The following is a 17,705-nucleotide window of genomic DNA, read 5'->3' as shown; positions in this document are numbered from 1 at the left end:
GGAGTTCTTTTCAGATCATCAATGATAGTTTAGTTGACTGTAAAGCAATGAAATTATTTCTGCTTTACTACGCACCGCCATTTTCTCAAAGATATTCTGAAGGTGTGTTTTTACTGTAGACAAGCTGCAGCACAAACAATTTGCAATACTTTTATGGGGTAAGCCCTGAATAACGTGCTCCAGCACTACGCGCTCTTTGGCAGTCAAATGGTATTCGTCACAAACCGCTTCAAAGTTACGCCGCTGAGGTGATTCAAGATAGTTCTCTATCGAGAACTGTAAGAATCTTCGTAAGCTCTCGATTCGCTTCATATCCGCACTCAGCAGCTCACTAACCCCCTCATCCAAAAAAAGTGATAACCCAGCGACAATACGCCCTTCAGAATGAAGGTATACTTCTATCGTATCATCGATCCCCCAGCGGTTCAGAAATTTGGAGTAGTAAGGGTCGTCATTCCGCCTATGCCACGCAATCGCATCACTCAATCGCTGAACAGCCGCCTCATCCTCAACATTGCTTGGATGGAACGGATCTAAATGGTGGAAATGCTCGAGATATTCCCGCTGCATAGCTGTTTGTAAGTTGAAGTTTTTAAACGAAAACATTTTCGAGCCGCTATCAACCATATAGGCGGCCGCCTTTTGAATACCAAATACGTCAGTAAAAAGTTTGAGACTCTCATCCTGGAGAGACGATAGACTGGATTGTGTTACCTTAAGACCGGCTATCATCACAGTACCTCATCAGGTTATATTATCACTCTAGCTTACTTAATATATTAATAGTTCTACACCATACAGTATAAGTTGGCAAGAAAATGAATGCGCTGGCTACTGCGTCATAACATTACTCCGCTTTCTTTACTCATCATGCTTCTCACCTTCTCGCAGATGAAAAGACCAATAAAACCATTAAGTCGGCTATGAGTAAGTCGATAGTGTCTCAGCCTGAGCTACACATCATCCGGCTCTGGGGAAATGATCACATCTATCTTAAAACACGATCCCTGACGATCCTAAAGAACGTTTGCTACCAGTTCGCTGTGGCATATAAAAGCATTCAGACTGTATTCGAAAAACGTCTGTAGCTTAGCACTAGTGCTAACTCAACCTCGCTATAATTCCTCACGCCACATGGATAACACGGCTGTCATAGCTAAAAAATATCTGCCACATAACGATGATTATTCAACACTATAAATTCCTGATAATAAATTGCCTGCTTGAGGATATACGGAGACATCTACAAATCCAGAGTCACCACCCAGTCATCGGTATGACTGACATCGCTTCGGACTAAGCTGATCCATTTTGCCACAAGCTGTATCGGACTGCTTTTCAATGCCGGTGCATCGACTATAAACACCTACCCCCGGTGATGCATCTCCGGTTCTATCAGAAAAAATTGTTCACTGAGAGTGAGCCAGATCATAAATTAACTCCAACGCTTTACGCTGAAACTCATTGGGAAATACATTTTTATACAGTGCCATACACTAACCAGCTCCCTCATCAGTAACCTTCCAGAACCTGAATAAAAATACAAGCCCCACTTATCAACCATAAGGTTGATTACTTTTAAACCGGATAACAGGTCGAATAAAGCTGCAGCATGTGTGGTTATCTACCCCTTCAGTAACCACCGCTGCCATAAAAAAATACCAAGAATCCCTCGGAGGATCATGTCGATGACGCAACACTTTAAACAAAAGCTTTCCGCTGTAGCTTTGGGTTCAGCGATTGCCCTGGCTTCAGGTTCTGCCTCTGCCTACAACCTAATTAAAGATGATGGCAAAGAACTCAATCTGGATATTGAAATCATTGCTGGATATTTTAGTAGTGAAGAAAATTACCCAATCGGATCACAAACTAAAGAGTCCCCTGCATGGACAGAAGCCTATGCCAAATATGGTTTTTCAGGCAGTTTTGATGTCGGAAATAGCGGATCACTTTTTGGTGCAATCAATGCTATGAGTACAGGAACCTGGGGGGATGGTGATGCTGCCGGATTTACTACAGGTGAAGAACGCCATACTGAAATTGAGGACCTCTATGCAGGGTTCCGAACAGATATGTTTGAGATCTCTTTAGGTCGTCAGAATATTTCTTTTGGTGACGGTTTCATCATCAATGGCGACGCCTTGAATTTAGGAGAAGGTTTTGATGATTATGGCACTAGTCTGGATAATGGTGGTGCATACTGGCTGGGCGGTCGACGCGCATTCGACAACACCTTCGTACTAAGAGCAGGCCCTGAAACCGGTCTTCGCTCTGATCTATTCTGGCTTAAATCAGACAATCCAGGACAATCAAGCATGGAGCTTGCAGGTGCAAACCTAGAATATACTGCTGATCACGGTACTTTCGGTCTGCTACACGTGAAAGGTCTCGGTGTTAATGCTAACGAAGCCGCATTTAATGGCCATGAAGGTCGCGACGGTCAAACAACAACGAGTATTCGTTACCAAGGTAATGCCGGTGTTGAAAACCTGTTCCTGTCCTCCGAATATACAACCCAAGAAAATGGCGTGACCGGTGCTGATACCAACGCATGGTATGCCGAAGCAGGCTGGACCTTTGCCGATATTCCATGGTCACCAAGCGTTAACTACCGCTTAACCAGTTACGATACAGGATATGATCCATTATTTTACGGCTTCAATCGTGGATACGGTACCTGGTTCCAGGGGGAAGTTGCCGCAAGCTATGCAGGCCCATTTGCAACGGATTCAGATATTCATTATTTTTCTGTAACAGCACACCCCGCTGAGACACTCACTGTTGGTGTAATGTATTTCAAGTATGAAGATACTGCGGCCAATAGCGGAGACAATGATGCAGATGAAGTTGATATCTGGGCAGAATGGGTGGTTAATGAGCACTTAATTATCAGTCCTCTTGTCGGTCTCTATACTCCAAAATCTGCTAATAACACCCAAGGTAATACCAATACCAATACCTATGTTCAGGTACTGGCCATCGTACCTTTCTAAAAAGCTATATCCATATAACGATAATAGAGCCCTGTCTATGCAGGGCTCTCTTGTCTTCAGGAGAATCAAGATGCTGACCTCATTTTCATTAACCATCAATGGCGAAAAAGTAGCCGGAGCCGCCGGAAATTTTGATGTTATTAACCCGGCAACTGAAACGGTGGTTGCGTCTGCCCCACTGGCCTCTGTTGATCAGCTCGATCAGGCGGTCGAGGCCGCTGCCGAAGCGTTTAAATCTTGGCAACACACCCCTGATGCCGAACGTCAGGCGCTGTTGCACAGCATCGCGGATGTTATCGCCGCCAATGCCGATGAACTGGCTGAGATCATTGTCTTGGAACAGGGCAAACCGATGTTTCTTGCCCATGCAGAAGTGGCCGGTGCCGTCGCTTGGACCCGTTACAATGCCGACCTTCCAATCCCCGTCGACATTATCGAAGACAGCGAGCATAAGCGGATTGAAGCACATCATAAGCCATTGGGTGTTGTCGCCTCTATTACCCCTTGGAACTGGCCTTTAATGATCGCCATTTGGCATATCATGCCGGCCCTGCGCACCGGTAATACGGTTGTTTGCAAGCCCTCTGAATATACCCCACTGAACACCCTCAGACTGGTAGAGTTGATCAACCAAGTCCTGCCTGCGGGGGTGCTCAATGTGGTCACAGGCCAAGCGGAAATCGGCGGCGCGATCAGCAGCCACCCCGGTATCAGCAAAATAGTCTTTACCGGTTCAACACCTACCGGTCAGCGGATTATGAGCAGCGCCGCCACCAACCTTAAACGCCTGACATTAGAACTTGGCGGTAACGATGCGGCGATTATTTTACCTGATGTCGATGTTGATGCCGTGGCCGAAGGTATTTTTCAAACCGCCTTCCTGAATATGGGACAAACCTGCGCAGCCCTTAAACGCCTCTATGTCCATGATGATATCTATGATGCGCTGTGTAACAAGTTGGTCGAACTGGCCCAAGCGCAGGTAGTCGGTAATGGTCTGGACGCCGAGGTGACCTTTGGCCCCGTACAGAATGCGAATCAATTAAAAATCGTCACCGCCTTGGTTGATGATGCTAAAGCACAGGGCGCTCGGATTTTGTGCGGCGGCGAACGACTAGCGGGCCCTGGCTACTTCTTCCCACCAACCCTGGTCGCCGATATCACTGACGGCACTCGCTTAGTCGATGAAGAACAGTTTGGCCCAGTACTGCCAATTATCCGTTATCAGGATGTTGAAGAAGCGCTGGCCCGCGCTAATGCAGCCGATGTAGGCCTTGGCGGCTCTATCTGGTCGGCGGATATTGACACCGCGACGCAATTAGCCAGCCGCCTTGAATGTGGTACCGCGTGGATCAATGGCCATGCCGAAGTACTGCCGCACGCACCCTTTGGTGGCTGTAAAATGTCTGGATTCGGTGTCGAGTTTGGCGAACAAGGGATGCTCGAATATACCCGTCTGCAGGTTATCAATATCAACAAATAATCGCTGTCCGTTGCGGGGTAAACGCCCCGCTTACTGTTAAATTACCGATAATGACACCCAAATGACCGATAACACGTTACTCAATGACCTTCAGGGTCGAGGACTGATCGCCCAACACAGTGGCGACATCGATACACTGGCTGAACACCTACAACCGCCCCGCACGCTCTATTGTGGCTTTGATCCTACCGCAGACAGCCTCCATATTGGCCACCTCGTGCCATTATTGATGTTGAAGCGGTTTCAACTGGCAGGCCATCGCCCCGTCGCACTGATTGGTGGTGCCACCGGCATGATTGGTGATCCAAGCTTTAAAGCGACTGAGCGCAGCCTCAACACGGCCGAAACCGTCGATCGTTGGATTCAAAGCATTAGCCATCAATTATCCCACTTTATCAATACTGATAAGACGAATAATGCCGCCCTCATTGCCAATAATGGCGATTGGATGGCCGGCATGGATATCATGTCTTTTTTGCGTGATATCGGTAAGCATTTCTCCGTCAATGCGATGATTAATAAAGAGTCCGTGCGGCAACGTATCGAACGCCCTGATCAAGGCATCTCGTTTACTGAATTTTCCTATAGTTTGCTTCAGTCCTACGACTTTACCGAACTGAATCGCCGCTATGACTGCACGCTACAGATTGGCGGTAATGATCAATGGGGTAACATCACCGCCGGCATTGATCTAACCCGTCGCCTCAATCAACAATCGGTATTCGGCATAACCTTACCGCTGATCACTAAAGCCGATGGTACCAAGTTTGGTAAAACCGAATCCGGCGCTATCTGGCTCGACCCACACAAGACCTCGCCCTATGGTTTCTACCAGTTTTGGCTCAATACCGCCGATGCCGATGTGTATCGATTTCTGCGTTATTACACCTTTTTATCTCTAAAAGAGATTCAGCAAATAGAGCAAGATGATCAACAGCGGGCACAAAAACCCGAAGCGCAACGTATTCTAGCCGAACAGATGACCCGCCTCGTGCATGGTGATTGCGCCCTTGAACAGGCTCAACGAATCTCCAGCGCGCTGTTTAGTGGTCAAGTCGAGGACTTAAACCAGGCGGAGTTTCAACAACTCGAACAGGATGGTTTGCCCTGCTGCGAGGTGAGCCTGCCCATGACCTTGACGGATCTACTGGTCAGCTCAGATCTGGCTTCCTCTCGCCGTCAGGCGCGAGAATTCATCGCTGCCGGCGCGGTACAACTGAATGGCGTAACCGCCACAGATGCCGATCAAGCGATTACTCAGGCCGTGGCACTGCATCAACGATTTGTGCTGCTACGTCGGGGCAAGAAACAGTTCACGCTAGCCTGCCTTAACCAAAGTTAATGGTTCGCTCGGTGGTAACAGCAACCTTGGCTCAACCCTTTGGTCGATACCGAACGGCGTAACGAACAGGCTTAATAGCATAGTCTGTTGTTCTGGCTTGACAGGCAGCGTACTACTGACACCATGGATAGACTTGCAACAACATCCAGTGAGTGCGTCGCTTCGCACGTCTTCTGTTGAAGGCTTTTCAGAGCTTACCCCGGTAAGCTCTTTTTTTTGTCCTTAACTTACCCTTCTCAACCCTTTGGCCGATAGAGCCCCCCCTATCAAATCCGCTTAAATAGATTACAGACAGCAACAGAAACCGATCGCCGTTGCACAGCGGTAAATTGCACAAACGGATGAGACGGCTGGCTCTGCTGCTGATAAAGATCGTATAAAAGCCCGATCAACCATATGGTTGATATTCAGTGGCGGCATTTTGCTCTGTAATGAGATGTAAGAAAAATTCAAACGGACTATTAATATGCTACCTGACATCGACACCATTCTGTACGCCAGTGATATCACTGAAGGCAGCCGACCGGCGTTTCGGATGGCCGTCAAACAGGCCATTAATAACCACGCACGTATCGTATTCCTGCACGCACTCGAACCGATGGATGATTTTATCGACGATTTCTTGCCGGTCAATGCATCGCAAAAACATAAGCAACAATTGATCGACAGTTTCAAGAAACGTATCGGCGAGCGCATAGAAGCATTTCTTAACAGTGAGCTCGAGGATGATTTCGAGCTGCCTTATGAACCAACAATTCAGGTTTCGCCTGGCAAGCCCGATCAGGTTATCCTGAAAGCGGCTAAGCGGCTGAATGCAAGCATGATCATTATGGGAGATAGAGAAACCTCGTCCATGTCTCGCGTCTTTCTGGGCTCAACAGCCCAAAAGGTGATTCACCATAGTGAGATCCCTGTACTGATCGTACCATTAAAGAAAAAATAATTTATAACAACCGAAAAAACTTAGAGGAATGCCCATGAAGAGAATAATAAAGATCTGTGCTCTGGCTGCACTTGCAACGGCTCCATTTATCGGTTCAGTTGCAAATGCCTCCGACTACCCTAACCGCCCGGTAAAGTTCGTAGTGCCATGGCCTCCGGGTGATCTTGAAGATATCTTGACCCGCATAATTGCGGAAGAGATGGCAAAAGAAACGGATAAGCCTGCGACTGTCGTAAACAAACCTGGCGGTGGCGGTATTGTGGGGGCTTCTAACGTCGCCCGTGCTCGGGCTGATGGCCTGACCATCGGCTCATTTGTGGCCGATATTCTTACCACCCATCTGCTATCCGGTAATGCCCCATATGACAAAGATTCATTTGAGCCTATTGGTATCTTCCTCGATTACCCATTTGTGCTGGCCACTAAAGCTGACTCCAAATACAACAACATTGAAGAACTAGCCGAATACTCCCAGACTCACAATATATCTCTAGGTCACTTTGGCTATCAGGCACTGCCAACTGCAGTCACCTTTAAAGCCGCTGCCCAAGAGGGTATAAAATTTTCCTCTGATGCCGCTTTCGATTTGCTTGACTGCTCTACCCTTGCAAATGGCGATGCTGATGTCATTAACACCACGACACAGCTGATTCTTTCATGCCTGCAATCCGGCGATGTTAAGCTGCTCGCATCGCTAACCCGCGATCGCCTCAGCATTGCGCCTGATGTTGCCACACTAAATGAACAAACCGGTATAAGCCAAACGACTTGGAATGGCCTGTTTGTGAAGAAAGGTACACCTGAAGAAGTTAAGCAGCGTATCGGTGAGATTGCTGAGAAAGCTCTTTCCAGCGATCGGGTTAAAGAGCTTAGTGCCACCACCGGTGCTGGTATTTATTGGATCGGCGGCAAATTCGCTGAAGACGTGGTCGCCAATGACTATGAAGCCTCTAAAGCGTTACTGGAGTACATGAAAGAGTAATGCCTACAATGACTGCAGCCTCCACTTCGGTTCGCTGCAGTCTCTCCCTGCTAATTCAAAATAATAAGGGTCTAACTCATGAGTAGTCTGGTAAATAACACCGACAATGATACCGACGAGCTGCCTCAGGAAAAACGTTATGGCATCTACTGGTGTATCCTCGCACTAGCACTGATATTACTGTGTTTATTACCCTTTCAAACGCCCTTGATTCACACCCAGCGAGGTTGGTTTTTACAGCCAATGTTTGGATCATCCGTGGGGCTATCGCTATTAGTCATCTTTACCAGTGTGCGGGTTATTCAATCCATCAACGATGGCTTCCTTAAGCGCTGGAACGTTATCGAGTCTCTATTCGAAACCCTCAGTAGCTACCGTACCGCTCTGATTTCGGCAGTTCTTTTCTTTGTCTATATCAATTCGCTGTCGGTATTGGGTTTTACACTCTCGACTCTGCTGTTTACCACAACTCTGTTGTGGCTATCTCGCCTGCTGAATCGCACTTGGTTTCTGGCGACGCTGGGAACTCTCGCGGCGATGATCTTGATTTTCCGTGTCGGTGTCAGCCTGTGGTTGCCGGATGTATGGCTGTACAGCCTGCTACCGGATAGCTGGTCTGACATTGCTAACCAATATCTATAAGACGTAACTTTGATATGGAAACCCTACTATTAGGTTTAAACGAAGTCGGTACACTCAATGTGTTACTGGCCATTATTATCGGTGCACTGATCGGCGTTACCATTGGCTCAATACCAGGCCTTGAACCTGCGGGTGTCATTGCCATTCTCTTGCCGCTGAGTTTTTCAATGGAACCTCTTGCCGGTGTATCCCTATTGTTAGGGGTCTACGGTGGTGCCTGGTATGGCGGTGCGATACCGGCCATTCTAATGAATACACCGGGCACCCCTGTGGCCGTGTTAACCACCTATGATGGTTATCCGATGACCTTGCGTGGCGAAGGTAAGAAAGCCCTTTCTATTGCTTACACCTCATCCTTTGTTGGCGGCATTATCAGCGTGCTATCGCTCGTGCTGCTGGCACCGATGCTGTCTCAAATTGCTCGGCTGTTTGGCTCAGCTGAATTTGCAATGCTGGCGGCTCTTGGGATGATTTTTGTCGTGCTAGCCCACCGTAAACATGTTGTCGAAGCGGCAATGATGTTGGGGCTCGGTATGTTCCTTGGCACTATCGGTCTAGATCGGTCATTCAGTACGCAGGTATACACCTTTCATCAAGAATGGCTAATTAACGGTATCCCATTGGTGCCAGCCGTGATCGGCCTGTTTGCCATGTCACAAGCCTTTGTACTGCTCTCTGTCCGTGAAAATGATTCCAGTGTCACCAAACTCGAAGGTGAAGGGCTATTTGGCGGCTTCGGCGTGTTGTTAAAGCACAAGATCACCGTCATCCGTTCTGCGGCCTTAGGGGTTGTCATGGGACTATTGCCAGGGGTGGGCGAATTTGGTTCGCAGTTCTTTTCCTATACGCTGGCGCAAAAATTCTCCAAGACACCGGAAAAATTTGGCCATGGCGCTCCTGAAGGTATTATCGCCTCAGAAACTTCCAATAATGCGGTCACAGCCTCCGTGATGATCCCCTTACTGGCATTCGGCATTCCCGCTGATGCGCTAATGGCGATGCTGTTGGCAGTATTCATGGTACATAACTATGTGCCGGGCCCAGCCCTCTTTGCCGAACGCCCCGAGTTTATTTCTGGGCTTTATATCTCGCTGTTTTTGATGAACATCGTCGTGTTTGTCTACCTCACTTTTGCGACCAAATGGATCGTCAATCTAACCCGCATTCGGGGACGCTTTATCGGCGCCTTTATACTCGTGCTGGGGTTTGTCGGTAGTTATAGCCAAAACTACCAGTTCTCCGATGCTCTGATCGCCTTAGGCTTTGCAGTGTTTGGATATGTATTACGTAAAAATGATATCCCTGCGGTTCCGATCATTCTAGGGCTGGTACTCGGGCCGGTTTTTCTCACCCGTTTTCGCCAAGCGATGGGTGTTGCCGACGGCGACCTGAGTATCTTTATTAGCCGTCCGATCAGTCTGACACTGCTGTCTCTGATTGTGTTATCGATTACGGTCTATCTATGGAGTAACTATAAAACCAAACGCTCAGGGTAACTTCCCCGATGCGATAACCCACTGACGCCTGATCCCTGTTGGATAACAACGATGATCAGGCGTTTTTGTATGTCCAAATAAACACGCTTTTAACTTAATATATTAAGTTGTTTTTGCTGGTTAATTATCGTACTCTGTTTCTCTTGGTTGAGAATCAGGAGCTGGTAATGCAAAAAAACGATAATATTTACCCCGCTGGCCTATACAATTTTCAAGACGAATGTCTGAAACTTCTGACCAGTGTGCTCAATGTTTCCAAGGCTGCCACCTATTTAGTGGACAACCAGCGTAAGCCGATCTGTTATAAAACATGGCAGCTTCAACCCGCCATGCATCGACAATACATGGATACCTTTTATAAGCTCGATCCGCTGCACCCGACTCAATTTGTCGAACAGGCCGATGTCTCGGTCGTTAAAATGAATGACCTGGTCAATACTCAAGAGCGCTATAACCACCCCTATTACCGCGATTTCGTCTCGCCTTGGGGCGTGCAAGATATTGTCGAGCTGTTTCTGCGGGTAGATAATCAACTGATCGCCGGCTTCGCTCTGTTTACCTCCAAACAGCAACCCGAAATGCGTATGGAAGATATTCGTAAAGCGAACCAACTACACCAGTTTATGCAGTTCTCACTGGAACAAAGCCTAGCCGCACCAAAGCATAGTCAGTTTCAGTTGTTTTGCGATCAATACCAACTCACGCCAAAAGAGCGCATGGTGGTCGAACTGGTCAGTCAGGGGTTGCCGAATAAAAGCATCGCTTCAGGCCTTGATTGCAGCCTGGCAACCGTTAAAACTCACCTACAACATATCTTCACCAAAACCGGCGTAAACAGTAAGACTGAAATAACATCATTGCTCTATAACCTTCATTAATTTCTGCCCCATAGACACCGACCTCAGGGATGAGGTGAACAGAGACCCACCTATATCAACCTTCTGGTTGATACCCTCCTCGCTTGATCAATTCATAATAAATCTAACCCCGTAGCCTGTGTTCATACGTCAACATGTGCATATCGCTGTATGGCTGCGGCTCTGACAACAAGAAGCATCCGGAGTTATCAAATGAGTGAAAACAAGCAAACCCTGTGGAACCCAATGGTTCACCCTGGTGATCCCAATGCCCGCAACCATATTCAAATTGTTAAGGGTGACGGTAACTATGTTCAGAATCGTGAAGGTAACTGGCTAGTCGACGGTGTCGGTGGCTTATGGAACGTTAACGCCGGTCATAACCGCAGCGAAATTAAAGATGCCATTAAAGCTCAGCTGGATGAACTCGAGTATTTCCAGATCTTTGATGGTATCAGCCACCCACGGGTGCTTGAGCTATCCGATATGATCATCGAGATGACTAAGCCGGAAGGCATGGCCAAAGTGATGTTTAGTTCAGGCGGCTCCGACGCCGTTGAAACCGCGCTAAAAGTTGCTCGCCAATACTGGAAAGCAATCGGCCAATCTCAGCGCTACAAGTATATCTCCCTTAAACAAGGCTACCATGGCGTTCATTTCGGTGGTGCTTCGGTCAACGGTAACACTGTCTTCCGTACTAACTATGAACCAATGTTGCCAGGCTGTGTGCATATCGATACTCCTTGGTTATACCGCAATCCCTGGAATTGCGAGAACCCTGAAGAGCTGGGTCACCTCTGTGCGAAACAACTGGAAGCAGAAATTCTTTTCCAAGGGCCTGACACCGTAGCGGCGTTCATTGCTGAACCAATTCAAGGGGCTGGCGGCGTTATCGTTCCTCCGGCTAACTACTGGCCACTGATTCGTGCTGTCTGTGATAAATACGGCGTATTGCTGATCGCCGATGAAGTCGTCACGGGCTTTGGCCGTAGTGGTAACATGTTTGGTGTCCGGGGTTGGGGCGTTGCTGCGGATATTCAGTGCTTCGCGAAAGGCATCAACTCCGGTTACATTCCATTAGGCGCAACCGTCATCAATGAACGCGTAGCACAAGGGATCGAAAACTGCCAAAGCTTCACCGGTGCTCTGATGCATGGTTATACCTATTCTGGCCATCCAGTCGCTTGTGCCGCTGCCATTGCTAACCTGAAGATTGTCCAAGATGAAGACCTTCCGGCCAATGCTGCCGTTCAGGGACAGGAGATGTTAACCAAGTTGACCAATGCCCTGAGTGACTTCCCATCCGTCGGTCAATTACGCGGTAAGGGCTTGATGCTGGCGATCGACTTGGTCACCGATAAGACCACCCGCGAGCCAATCGATCCGATGTCTGGCTTTGCTAATCAAATCGCGGCTGTAGCCCTGCGTGAAGGTGTTATTGTACGCCCAGTTGGCACTAAGATCATTCTCTCGCCGCCGTTAACTATCGGCACAGAAGAGGTCGATAAGATCGTTTACGCCCTACAAAAAGGCTTTAGTGAGATCGACCGATAAGCGCTAAAACATATCGATAGAAACCGCTGAGATTACCCGTTTTACTGGTGATCTCAGTTCTACGGGTGTATTCTGTTAACTTATTAAGTATTTTCAAGCAAGCCTGACAGAACGATAACCCCACTATGCCAACCTCTTCCACCGCGCAAGTCAAAACTCCCATTTTATTGTTAGCCGGAATGGCGATTGCCAGTCCCGTGGCGCTCAACCTCTATGCGCCGGTGATGCCCGTGTTGGCTGAGCAGTTCGATACCAGCCCATTTACAATCCAGTTAGGTTTTACCTTTTATCTGCTCACGTTGGCCATTGGTCAACTGATTAGCGGCCCATTAGCCGATCGCTATGGCCGTCGGCCAGTGTTTTTCTGGGGATTTATGCTGCATATTTTGGGTGCGTTACTGGGTGCCTTTGCCGTTGAGGTATGGCAACTACTGCTGGCCCGTATTCTTCAGGCTGCTGGCGGCTGTACCGGGATGTTGCTGGCCCGTAGTATTATTCTCGATCAGCATGGTAAAGATAAAGCCGCCGGGATGCTTGGTTATATCACCATGGGGATCGCTTCGGCTCAAGCACTGGCCCCCACCATGGGCGGCTATCTTAACTTAGCGGTGGGCTGGCAATCGGTCTTTTGGGTATCGATGATACTCGGCACCCTCGTTTGGCTTGGCGCCCTCTTCACGCTGCCGGAAACCGCAACAGCAAAATCTAACACGGGCTCGCTGCTACAAAGCTTTACCCGCTACGGCACCGTGCTGTCATCCCGAAATTATGTTTTTTGTGCACTATCGGCCACCATGATCGCCTCCGGCTTTTTTGTCTTTATGACCAGCGCGCCTTTCTTAGTCTCTGAGTTTTTACAGGGTAACTCCGCGGATTACGGTAACTGGTTTCTACTGGTGGCGGGTGGTTTTTGGTTTGGCAGCCTGACCGCCGGCAAGATTTCCGCGAAAGTTGGCACTCGAAGAATGATGTTGGCGGGCAATAGCCTCTCAGGCATCGGTGCATTGTTCATGCTCGGGCTGTTTTTACTCACTCCCTTCAGTTTTTTGACACTCTTTATTCCAATGGCGTTGTATACCTATGGTCGTGGCTTAAGTCAGCCAAGCGCACAAGCGGCGGCTATCTCATCGACCGCCGGCGCGGTGGCAACCGCGACGGGAATGCTGGGCTTTTTCCAATTAACCATTGGCTCGTTAGTCGCACAAATCACTCCACTGCTGATTGAATTCAGCATCAATATGCTACCACTGGTATTGGTATCCTTGGCGCTACTCGCTTCACTGTTTGCGATCAAGGGTAGTCAGGGCGAATAACCCCTTCTCTGATACGCGGCGCTTGGCGGCATACCAACAAAGATTAATCCCTCAAGCTCTGTTGATCCGCAGCCTGCTGTAGATCAGGAATATCGATCAATAAATCCGTCACGCCCACATCGATATCATATTGAAAAAGCAGCGTCGATAGCTGACCACGGTGATGGGTTTGATGATTAAAGAAGTGGCTGACTAACCCGGCGAATTCACGTTCACTCACCTGCCCCTTCGAATTGCGATAACGTAACGTACGGTTAAAATCATCAGCGCTAACTTCGGATACTAGCCACTGTTTAATGGCCGTATCAACCCGATGTCGTGCAGCCATAAGGGAGGCTAAATCCGCAAAGAGTATCTCATCCAATGTCACTGGACTCGGCAAAGCCTTAAGTTCGGCGAGTGAATGATACCCCTTGGAATGTAACGAAAAGCGTAATAACCACAGTAAATCCCCCACCAAAATATGGTTAAGAATTCCCAGTGGAGACCCAAAAAACGCACCACAATCTCTGTTTAACTGATCAACCGTCAGCTTGGCACAAGCGTCATAGACCTGACCATTCATGCGCTGATTATAATCTGCCAGCCGTATAAAATGCGTTGTGATATCCATAACAAAATCCCTTCTGATTAGTTTATCGATCCTCAGGCTTGATCGCTTTAACTGAATCACGCCAGTCGCTCAACTCTGCCGTGGTATAGGGAGTATGAATGCGTGCCGTTGAGGCTGGCTGATGGTGCAAACTCCCCCCTACTCGACGCGCTATTGCAGGACGTATTGGCCTCGGACTAAAACCACCTCCACAATTAGGACAAACATTCGCTAAACGGTGTACAACGCAATCATGGCAAATGGTGCATTCATCGCTGCACATGTAAGCCTCTGTTGAATCAGGTGGCAAGTCTTTATCACAACACTCACAATTCGGCCCTAACATACATTCACCTCACCCTCATATCACTTTCACAGTACGTAAAACTATCACTGATCAAACCGATTTAGGAGCAAACATAATAATCGCCATACCGAGTAATGCCACACTGGCACCGACCATATCCCAAGCGGTGGGTTTAATGCCATCTACCAACCAAAGCCATACCAAAGCGACGAAAATATAAACGCCACCGTAAGCCGCATAGACTCGCCCTGCTGCCGTCGGATGCAACGATAATAGCCAAGCAAACAGCATTAAGCTGAGTGCCGCCGGCAGTAATAACCAGATTGTTTTATCCTGCTTCAGCCAGAGATATGGCAGATAACAACCGACAATTTCAGCAACCGCGGTGAGGATATAAAGCGCGAGGGTTTTTAACTCAAACATGGAATTTATCGATCTCATCTAACGGGGGGAATAATGATTAGCATAGAGCCGCAGTGAGAAGACTAATCTGAACCCATAATCGCAATGACAGCTACTCCACTCAGGCTGCATTCGCATGAGCGTGCGATACATAATACACCTAAAGCCTAAGCTAGCACTATTCAGTAACGCTAGCGGCCTGCTGCGATTGAGTCGACGTCTGCGACTGTCTTTCGGCGGCTTTTGCCTGATAAACCGCATAAGCCGTTAGCATAATGACAATTAACAGCGCCGCGATCAGCGGCCGATCAACCCCCAACTCATCACTCACGCCGTCACGTTTGGCTTTGGCTAAATCATCAGGATGATAAACGCCTTTACGACAAAACAGAATAGTAACGAAAAACATCCCCGTGATCGCCATAAACACATGCAACGTATAGGTGAAAGCCGTTAGCGCCGTTGCGTTATCAATCTGAGTCGCACTCATCCCTAAAATAGACGCACAGCACATCATCGCGATAGCAAATAGATTGATCGGCGTTTTTGCACGACTCACCGCCTCCCATGCGGTCTTAATGCGTCGCTTGTCATCATACTGCTCAACCCCAACTGGGCAACCACAATGGAGGCAGCTATCCGCTTTATCCGAGATCGCCTGATGACAATCATCGCAGCTTATCATGGCCATGTTCAACTCCAAGATCGATGTACCGGTGCATCATCACTCGGTTAAAACACAATACATCATATCAACTCATCGTCACCGAGAGCGTTAATTCCACTCAGGATCTCATCATGCACTAGGCGCAGTGGCTTGAAAATGCATCGCATCACGCCCCCAAAAGGCACCGGCAGATAACCAGCCCTCCCGTGCAAAGCACTCCATCACCTCGATGGGCATTGAGGCATTGACCGGCCAAGCCGTTTTATTTCCATTTCGACCGGCATTCATATCAATGGCATTCATCCACGCATGCATCGACCATGAGCTTAAGCTGTAGCGCTTTAATCTAGGGTTATATAAACCATTGTAAACCAGAATACCGGCAGCTTCTCGTGCAGCGTCATCAGGATAAACCTCTGCTAGCCGTTCGAATACCCGTAATAAACTGTCAGCACACTGTTCATGTGCCCAAAGAGTTTTTACCGGCGTATCAGCGTAAAAAATAGTAAATGGCAGGATGATTTTTTTGCGTGGTGGGCTGTACTGCTTATCGCCGTGAGGACCAAAAAACTCAATAAATTCAGGCGTCCCCTCAATGGGAAATGGATGAGGCGATGGCATCAAACTCTTAAGATGTTGCTGACAAGCAGCAATACTCATCGGCCCCCAAAAACCATCGCCTAACGTCCCCACACGTTCCTGTAAACGAACAATTTCGGATCTTTTCATAGTAGATGCCCCCTTATTTCAAAGCGTTAACGCTCACACGTTTATTTTTCATTTTTTCCCGATAGTTGCCCCAAAACATAGCCGGCAATCCCACTCAAAATGGCTCCCGTTATATTTCCCTCGAGGCGGCCTGCCAAACTTAATACCACCGTGGCTGCAATCACGCCCATCACCGTGACTGTTTTAAAAAATGCTGGGCTCCTGAGAATATCCATTACATTTTCCTGAGACTTAGCCACCGAGTGCCAAAATAACCCCCACATCAGCACTAAAGCCGCCGTTGCTAACACGGAAAGAGCAACAATATATTCAGGCTTTAATTGAGTTGTTAGTATGGATGCCTCGCTACTGTCATCACCTTCCGCGGCAATCGCGACACAGGCCCATAGACCGATCAGCAACATGATGAGATAGCGTTTCAACATACACAGCGCCTCTGTAAAACCTCAACCTAACGTCCAAGCTACTCTAGGGATTATCGACATCGGCAACTAAGCACATGTCTAGCTAACGAAATCACTTAAGCCGTTTCTGTAAGTCTAGATGCAATTCAAACATTTGTTCAAAAAATTAACCGACACAGATACGCTGACGATCATCAACCTTAGCGCGTACTCGGTAACATCGATGTCAACATCGCTAAAACGATGTGCAATAAGGAGGTAGCCCTTCGAAAAGCGCTATGAAGACTGTGAAGATAGTGGCCGCAAAGCAGCCACCACATACAACTTAAAAATATGGATAGGAAGAAGCTAAAAAATTGACTGCCCCACAACATCACACTGTTTTATCGTCAATATACAGAGCATGGTAAGCATTTAAGACGATTAACAATGTTAAGGATTGTATGGCAGTCGTTTATAACAACAGCAACAGCTTACTGGGCCGCCGCACTCGCCATGCCTAACAGCGCTTTTGCCACTTTATTGATCACCGCATCACAGCCCTCAATCTCGTGTCGCTTCTGCAGATAAGCCGGATCATTATAGGAGATCCAAACCTGATCGCTAACATCCTGCCAAACGAGATATTTCTGTGGCAGATCAATAGCAACCGTTTGCTGACAGGCCATCAGAGGGCTACCCACCTTCGGATTACCGAAAATAATCACCTGAGTGTCGCGTAAATTGATATCAACCTTAGCAGCAGCTTCCGAGTGTTGCACTCGGTTAAACACAGTCATGCCTTTTTTAGTTAAAACTTTATCTAACCGATCACCCGTTTCAGACACACTATATTCGCTAGCAATATTAACCATTCCCTCGGCGGCAAACCCTGGACAACCCCAGAGAATAGCCGTAAGCGCAATCACATAACGCTTTAACATAAGACACTCCTTGATATTTATATTGAACCTATTACATCAGTCTACAGAGCCTCAAACACTAACAGACAGCCCTAGA

The 17,705-nt window shown here is 47.9% G+C and carries 18 protein-coding genes; 10 read left to right on the top strand and 8 right to left on the bottom strand.

All coding sequences use genetic code 11. The annotated features are described in order from the left end of the window. Positions 1 to 18: 18 nt before the first annotated feature. Positions 19 to 732, bottom strand: coding sequence for a LuxR C-terminal-related transcriptional regulator (locus tag Q4488_RS02055; RefSeq protein ID WP_303578940.1), 714 nt, complete (start codon positions 730 to 732; stop codon positions 19 to 21). A 950-nt stretch (positions 733 to 1,682) separates the two neighbouring features. Here Q4488_RS02055 and Q4488_RS02050 point away from each other — a divergent pair. The 10 genes from Q4488_RS02050 to Q4488_RS02005 all read left to right on the top strand — a co-directional run bounded on the left by Q4488_RS02050 (position 1,683) and on the right by Q4488_RS02005 (position 13,605). Further along, the gene (locus Q4488_RS02050; RefSeq protein WP_303578785.1) at positions 1,683 to 2,993 is read left to right on the top strand and encodes a hypothetical protein; all 1,311 of its coding nucleotides are present in this window, start codon (positions 1,683 to 1,685) and stop codon (positions 2,991 to 2,993) included. Positions 2,994 to 3,063: 70 nt separating this feature from the next. Then, positions 3,064 to 4,476 (top strand): aldehyde dehydrogenase family protein, encoded by a 1,413-nt coding sequence (locus Q4488_RS02045; RefSeq protein WP_303578784.1) that lies wholly within the window; start codon positions 3,064 to 3,066, stop codon positions 4,474 to 4,476. A 61-nt stretch (positions 4,477 to 4,537) separates the two neighbouring features. Next, the gene (gene tyrS, locus Q4488_RS02040) at positions 4,538 to 5,818 is read left to right on the top strand and encodes a tyrosine--tRNA ligase (RefSeq protein ID WP_303578783.1); all 1,281 of its coding nucleotides are present in this window, start codon (positions 4,538 to 4,540) and stop codon (positions 5,816 to 5,818) included. Between the two features lie 466 nt (positions 5,819 to 6,284). Beyond that, positions 6,285 to 6,761 (top strand): universal stress protein, encoded by a 477-nt coding sequence (locus tag Q4488_RS02035; RefSeq protein WP_303578782.1) that lies wholly within the window; start codon positions 6,285 to 6,287, stop codon positions 6,759 to 6,761. 34 nt (positions 6,762 to 6,795) lie between these two features. After that, positions 6,796 to 7,743: a tripartite tricarboxylate transporter substrate binding protein gene (locus Q4488_RS02030; RefSeq protein ID WP_303578781.1), complete on the top strand. Its 948-nt coding sequence runs from the start codon at positions 6,796 to 6,798 to the stop codon at positions 7,741 to 7,743. Between the two features lie 78 nt (positions 7,744 to 7,821). After that, entirely contained in the window at positions 7,822 to 8,385 is a 564-nt protein-coding gene (locus Q4488_RS02025) for a hypothetical protein (protein ID WP_303578780.1), read from the top strand. A 14-nt stretch (positions 8,386 to 8,399) separates the two neighbouring features. Further along, the gene (locus tag Q4488_RS02020) at positions 8,400 to 9,881 is read left to right on the top strand and encodes a tripartite tricarboxylate transporter permease (RefSeq protein ID WP_303578779.1); all 1,482 of its coding nucleotides are present in this window, start codon (positions 8,400 to 8,402) and stop codon (positions 9,879 to 9,881) included. A 167-nt stretch (positions 9,882 to 10,048) separates the two neighbouring features. Further along, the gene (locus tag Q4488_RS02015) at positions 10,049 to 10,759 is read left to right on the top strand and encodes a helix-turn-helix transcriptional regulator (protein WP_303578778.1); all 711 of its coding nucleotides are present in this window, start codon (positions 10,049 to 10,051) and stop codon (positions 10,757 to 10,759) included. Positions 10,760 to 10,951: 192 nt separating this feature from the next. Beyond that, positions 10,952 to 12,292 (top strand): aminotransferase class III-fold pyridoxal phosphate-dependent enzyme, encoded by a 1,341-nt coding sequence (locus Q4488_RS02010; protein WP_303578777.1) that lies wholly within the window; start codon positions 10,952 to 10,954, stop codon positions 12,290 to 12,292. 125 nt (positions 12,293 to 12,417) lie between these two features. After that, on the top strand, positions 12,418 to 13,605 hold the full coding sequence (locus tag Q4488_RS02005; protein ID WP_303578776.1) for a multidrug effflux MFS transporter: 1,188 nt from the start codon (positions 12,418 to 12,420) through the stop codon (positions 13,603 to 13,605). Positions 13,606 to 13,648: 43 nt separating this feature from the next. Here the strand turns inward: Q4488_RS02005 and Q4488_RS02000 are convergent, their stop codons facing one another. The 7 genes from Q4488_RS02000 to Q4488_RS01970 all read right to left on the bottom strand — a co-directional run bounded on the left by Q4488_RS02000 (position 13,649) and on the right by Q4488_RS01970 (position 17,629). Further along, positions 13,649 to 14,218: a DinB family protein gene (locus Q4488_RS02000; RefSeq protein WP_303578775.1), complete on the bottom strand. Its 570-nt coding sequence runs from the start codon at positions 14,216 to 14,218 to the stop codon at positions 13,649 to 13,651. Positions 14,219 to 14,240: 22 nt separating this feature from the next. After that, positions 14,241 to 14,543, bottom strand: a complete 303-nt coding sequence (locus Q4488_RS01995; RefSeq protein ID WP_303578774.1) for a DUF1272 domain-containing protein — start codon at positions 14,541 to 14,543, stop codon at positions 14,241 to 14,243. Between the two features lie 51 nt (positions 14,544 to 14,594). After that, positions 14,595 to 14,927 carry a YnfA family protein gene (locus tag Q4488_RS01990; RefSeq protein WP_303578773.1) on the bottom strand — a complete coding sequence of 111 codons (333 nt, stop codon included), beginning with the start codon at positions 14,925 to 14,927 and terminating at the stop codon, positions 14,595 to 14,597. A 157-nt stretch (positions 14,928 to 15,084) separates the two neighbouring features. Then, complete coding sequence (locus Q4488_RS01985) at positions 15,085 to 15,597, bottom strand: hypothetical protein (RefSeq protein ID WP_303578772.1); 513 nt, start codon at positions 15,595 to 15,597, stop codon at positions 15,085 to 15,087. A gap of 105 nt (positions 15,598 to 15,702) precedes the next feature. Next, positions 15,703 to 16,302 carry a M15 family metallopeptidase gene (locus tag Q4488_RS01980; RefSeq protein ID WP_303578771.1) on the bottom strand — a complete coding sequence of 200 codons (600 nt, stop codon included), beginning with the start codon at positions 16,300 to 16,302 and terminating at the stop codon, positions 15,703 to 15,705. A gap of 41 nt (positions 16,303 to 16,343) precedes the next feature. Next, on the bottom strand, positions 16,344 to 16,727 hold the full coding sequence (locus tag Q4488_RS01975; protein ID WP_303578770.1) for a hypothetical protein: 384 nt from the start codon (positions 16,725 to 16,727) through the stop codon (positions 16,344 to 16,346). 452 nt (positions 16,728 to 17,179) lie between these two features. Then, positions 17,180 to 17,629 (bottom strand): DUF302 domain-containing protein, encoded by a 450-nt coding sequence (locus Q4488_RS01970; protein ID WP_303578769.1) that lies wholly within the window; start codon positions 17,627 to 17,629, stop codon positions 17,180 to 17,182. Positions 17,630 to 17,705: the final 76 nt, after the last annotated feature.

The organism is Amphritea sp. 1_MG-2023, from assembly GCF_030547545.1.
Classification (GTDB): domain Bacteria; phylum Pseudomonadota; class Gammaproteobacteria; order Pseudomonadales; family Balneatricaceae; genus Amphritea.
This window is presented reverse-complemented; position numbering and strand designations above follow the sequence as displayed.

Coding starts and splice junctions, on each gene's coding strand:
- Q4488_RS01990 (WP_303578773.1), bottom strand. CDS start 14,927: ATGTTTGAGTTAAAAACCCTCGCGCTTTATATCCTCACCGCGGTTGCT.
- Q4488_RS01970 (WP_303578769.1), bottom strand. CDS start 17,629: ATGTTAAAGCGTTATGTGATTGCGCTTACGGCTATTCTCTGGGGTTGT.
- Q4488_RS02010 (WP_303578777.1), top strand. CDS start 10,952: ATGAGTGAAAACAAGCAAACCCTGTGGAACCCAATGGTTCACCCTGGT.
- tyrS (WP_303578783.1), top strand. CDS start 4,538: ATGACCGATAACACGTTACTCAATGACCTTCAGGGTCGAGGACTGATC.
- Q4488_RS02055 (WP_303578940.1), bottom strand. CDS start 732: ATGATAGCCGGTCTTAAGGTAACACAATCCAGTCTATCGTCTCTCCAG.
- Q4488_RS02005 (WP_303578776.1), top strand. CDS start 12,418: ATGCCAACCTCTTCCACCGCGCAAGTCAAAACTCCCATTTTATTGTTA.
- Q4488_RS02025 (WP_303578780.1), top strand. CDS start 7,822: ATGAGTAGTCTGGTAAATAACACCGACAATGATACCGACGAGCTGCCT.
- Q4488_RS02000 (WP_303578775.1), bottom strand. CDS start 14,218: ATGGATATCACAACGCATTTTATACGGCTGGCAGATTATAATCAGCGC.
- Q4488_RS02050 (WP_303578785.1), top strand. CDS start 1,683: ATGTCGATGACGCAACACTTTAAACAAAAGCTTTCCGCTGTAGCTTTG.
- Q4488_RS02020 (WP_303578779.1), top strand. CDS start 8,400: ATGGAAACCCTACTATTAGGTTTAAACGAAGTCGGTACACTCAATGTG.
- Q4488_RS02015 (WP_303578778.1), top strand. CDS start 10,049: ATGCAAAAAAACGATAATATTTACCCCGCTGGCCTATACAATTTTCAA.
- Q4488_RS01985 (WP_303578772.1), bottom strand. CDS start 15,597: ATGGCCATGATAAGCTGCGATGATTGTCATCAGGCGATCTCGGATAAA.
- Q4488_RS01980 (WP_303578771.1), bottom strand. CDS start 16,302: ATGAAAAGATCCGAAATTGTTCGTTTACAGGAACGTGTGGGGACGTTA.
- Q4488_RS02030 (WP_303578781.1), top strand. CDS start 6,796: ATGAAGAGAATAATAAAGATCTGTGCTCTGGCTGCACTTGCAACGGCT.
- Q4488_RS02035 (WP_303578782.1), top strand. CDS start 6,285: ATGCTACCTGACATCGACACCATTCTGTACGCCAGTGATATCACTGAA.
- Q4488_RS01995 (WP_303578774.1), bottom strand. CDS start 14,543: ATGTTAGGGCCGAATTGTGAGTGTTGTGATAAAGACTTGCCACCTGAT.
- Q4488_RS01975 (WP_303578770.1), bottom strand. CDS start 16,727: ATGTTGAAACGCTATCTCATCATGTTGCTGATCGGTCTATGGGCCTGT.
- Q4488_RS02045 (WP_303578784.1), top strand. CDS start 3,064: ATGCTGACCTCATTTTCATTAACCATCAATGGCGAAAAAGTAGCCGGA.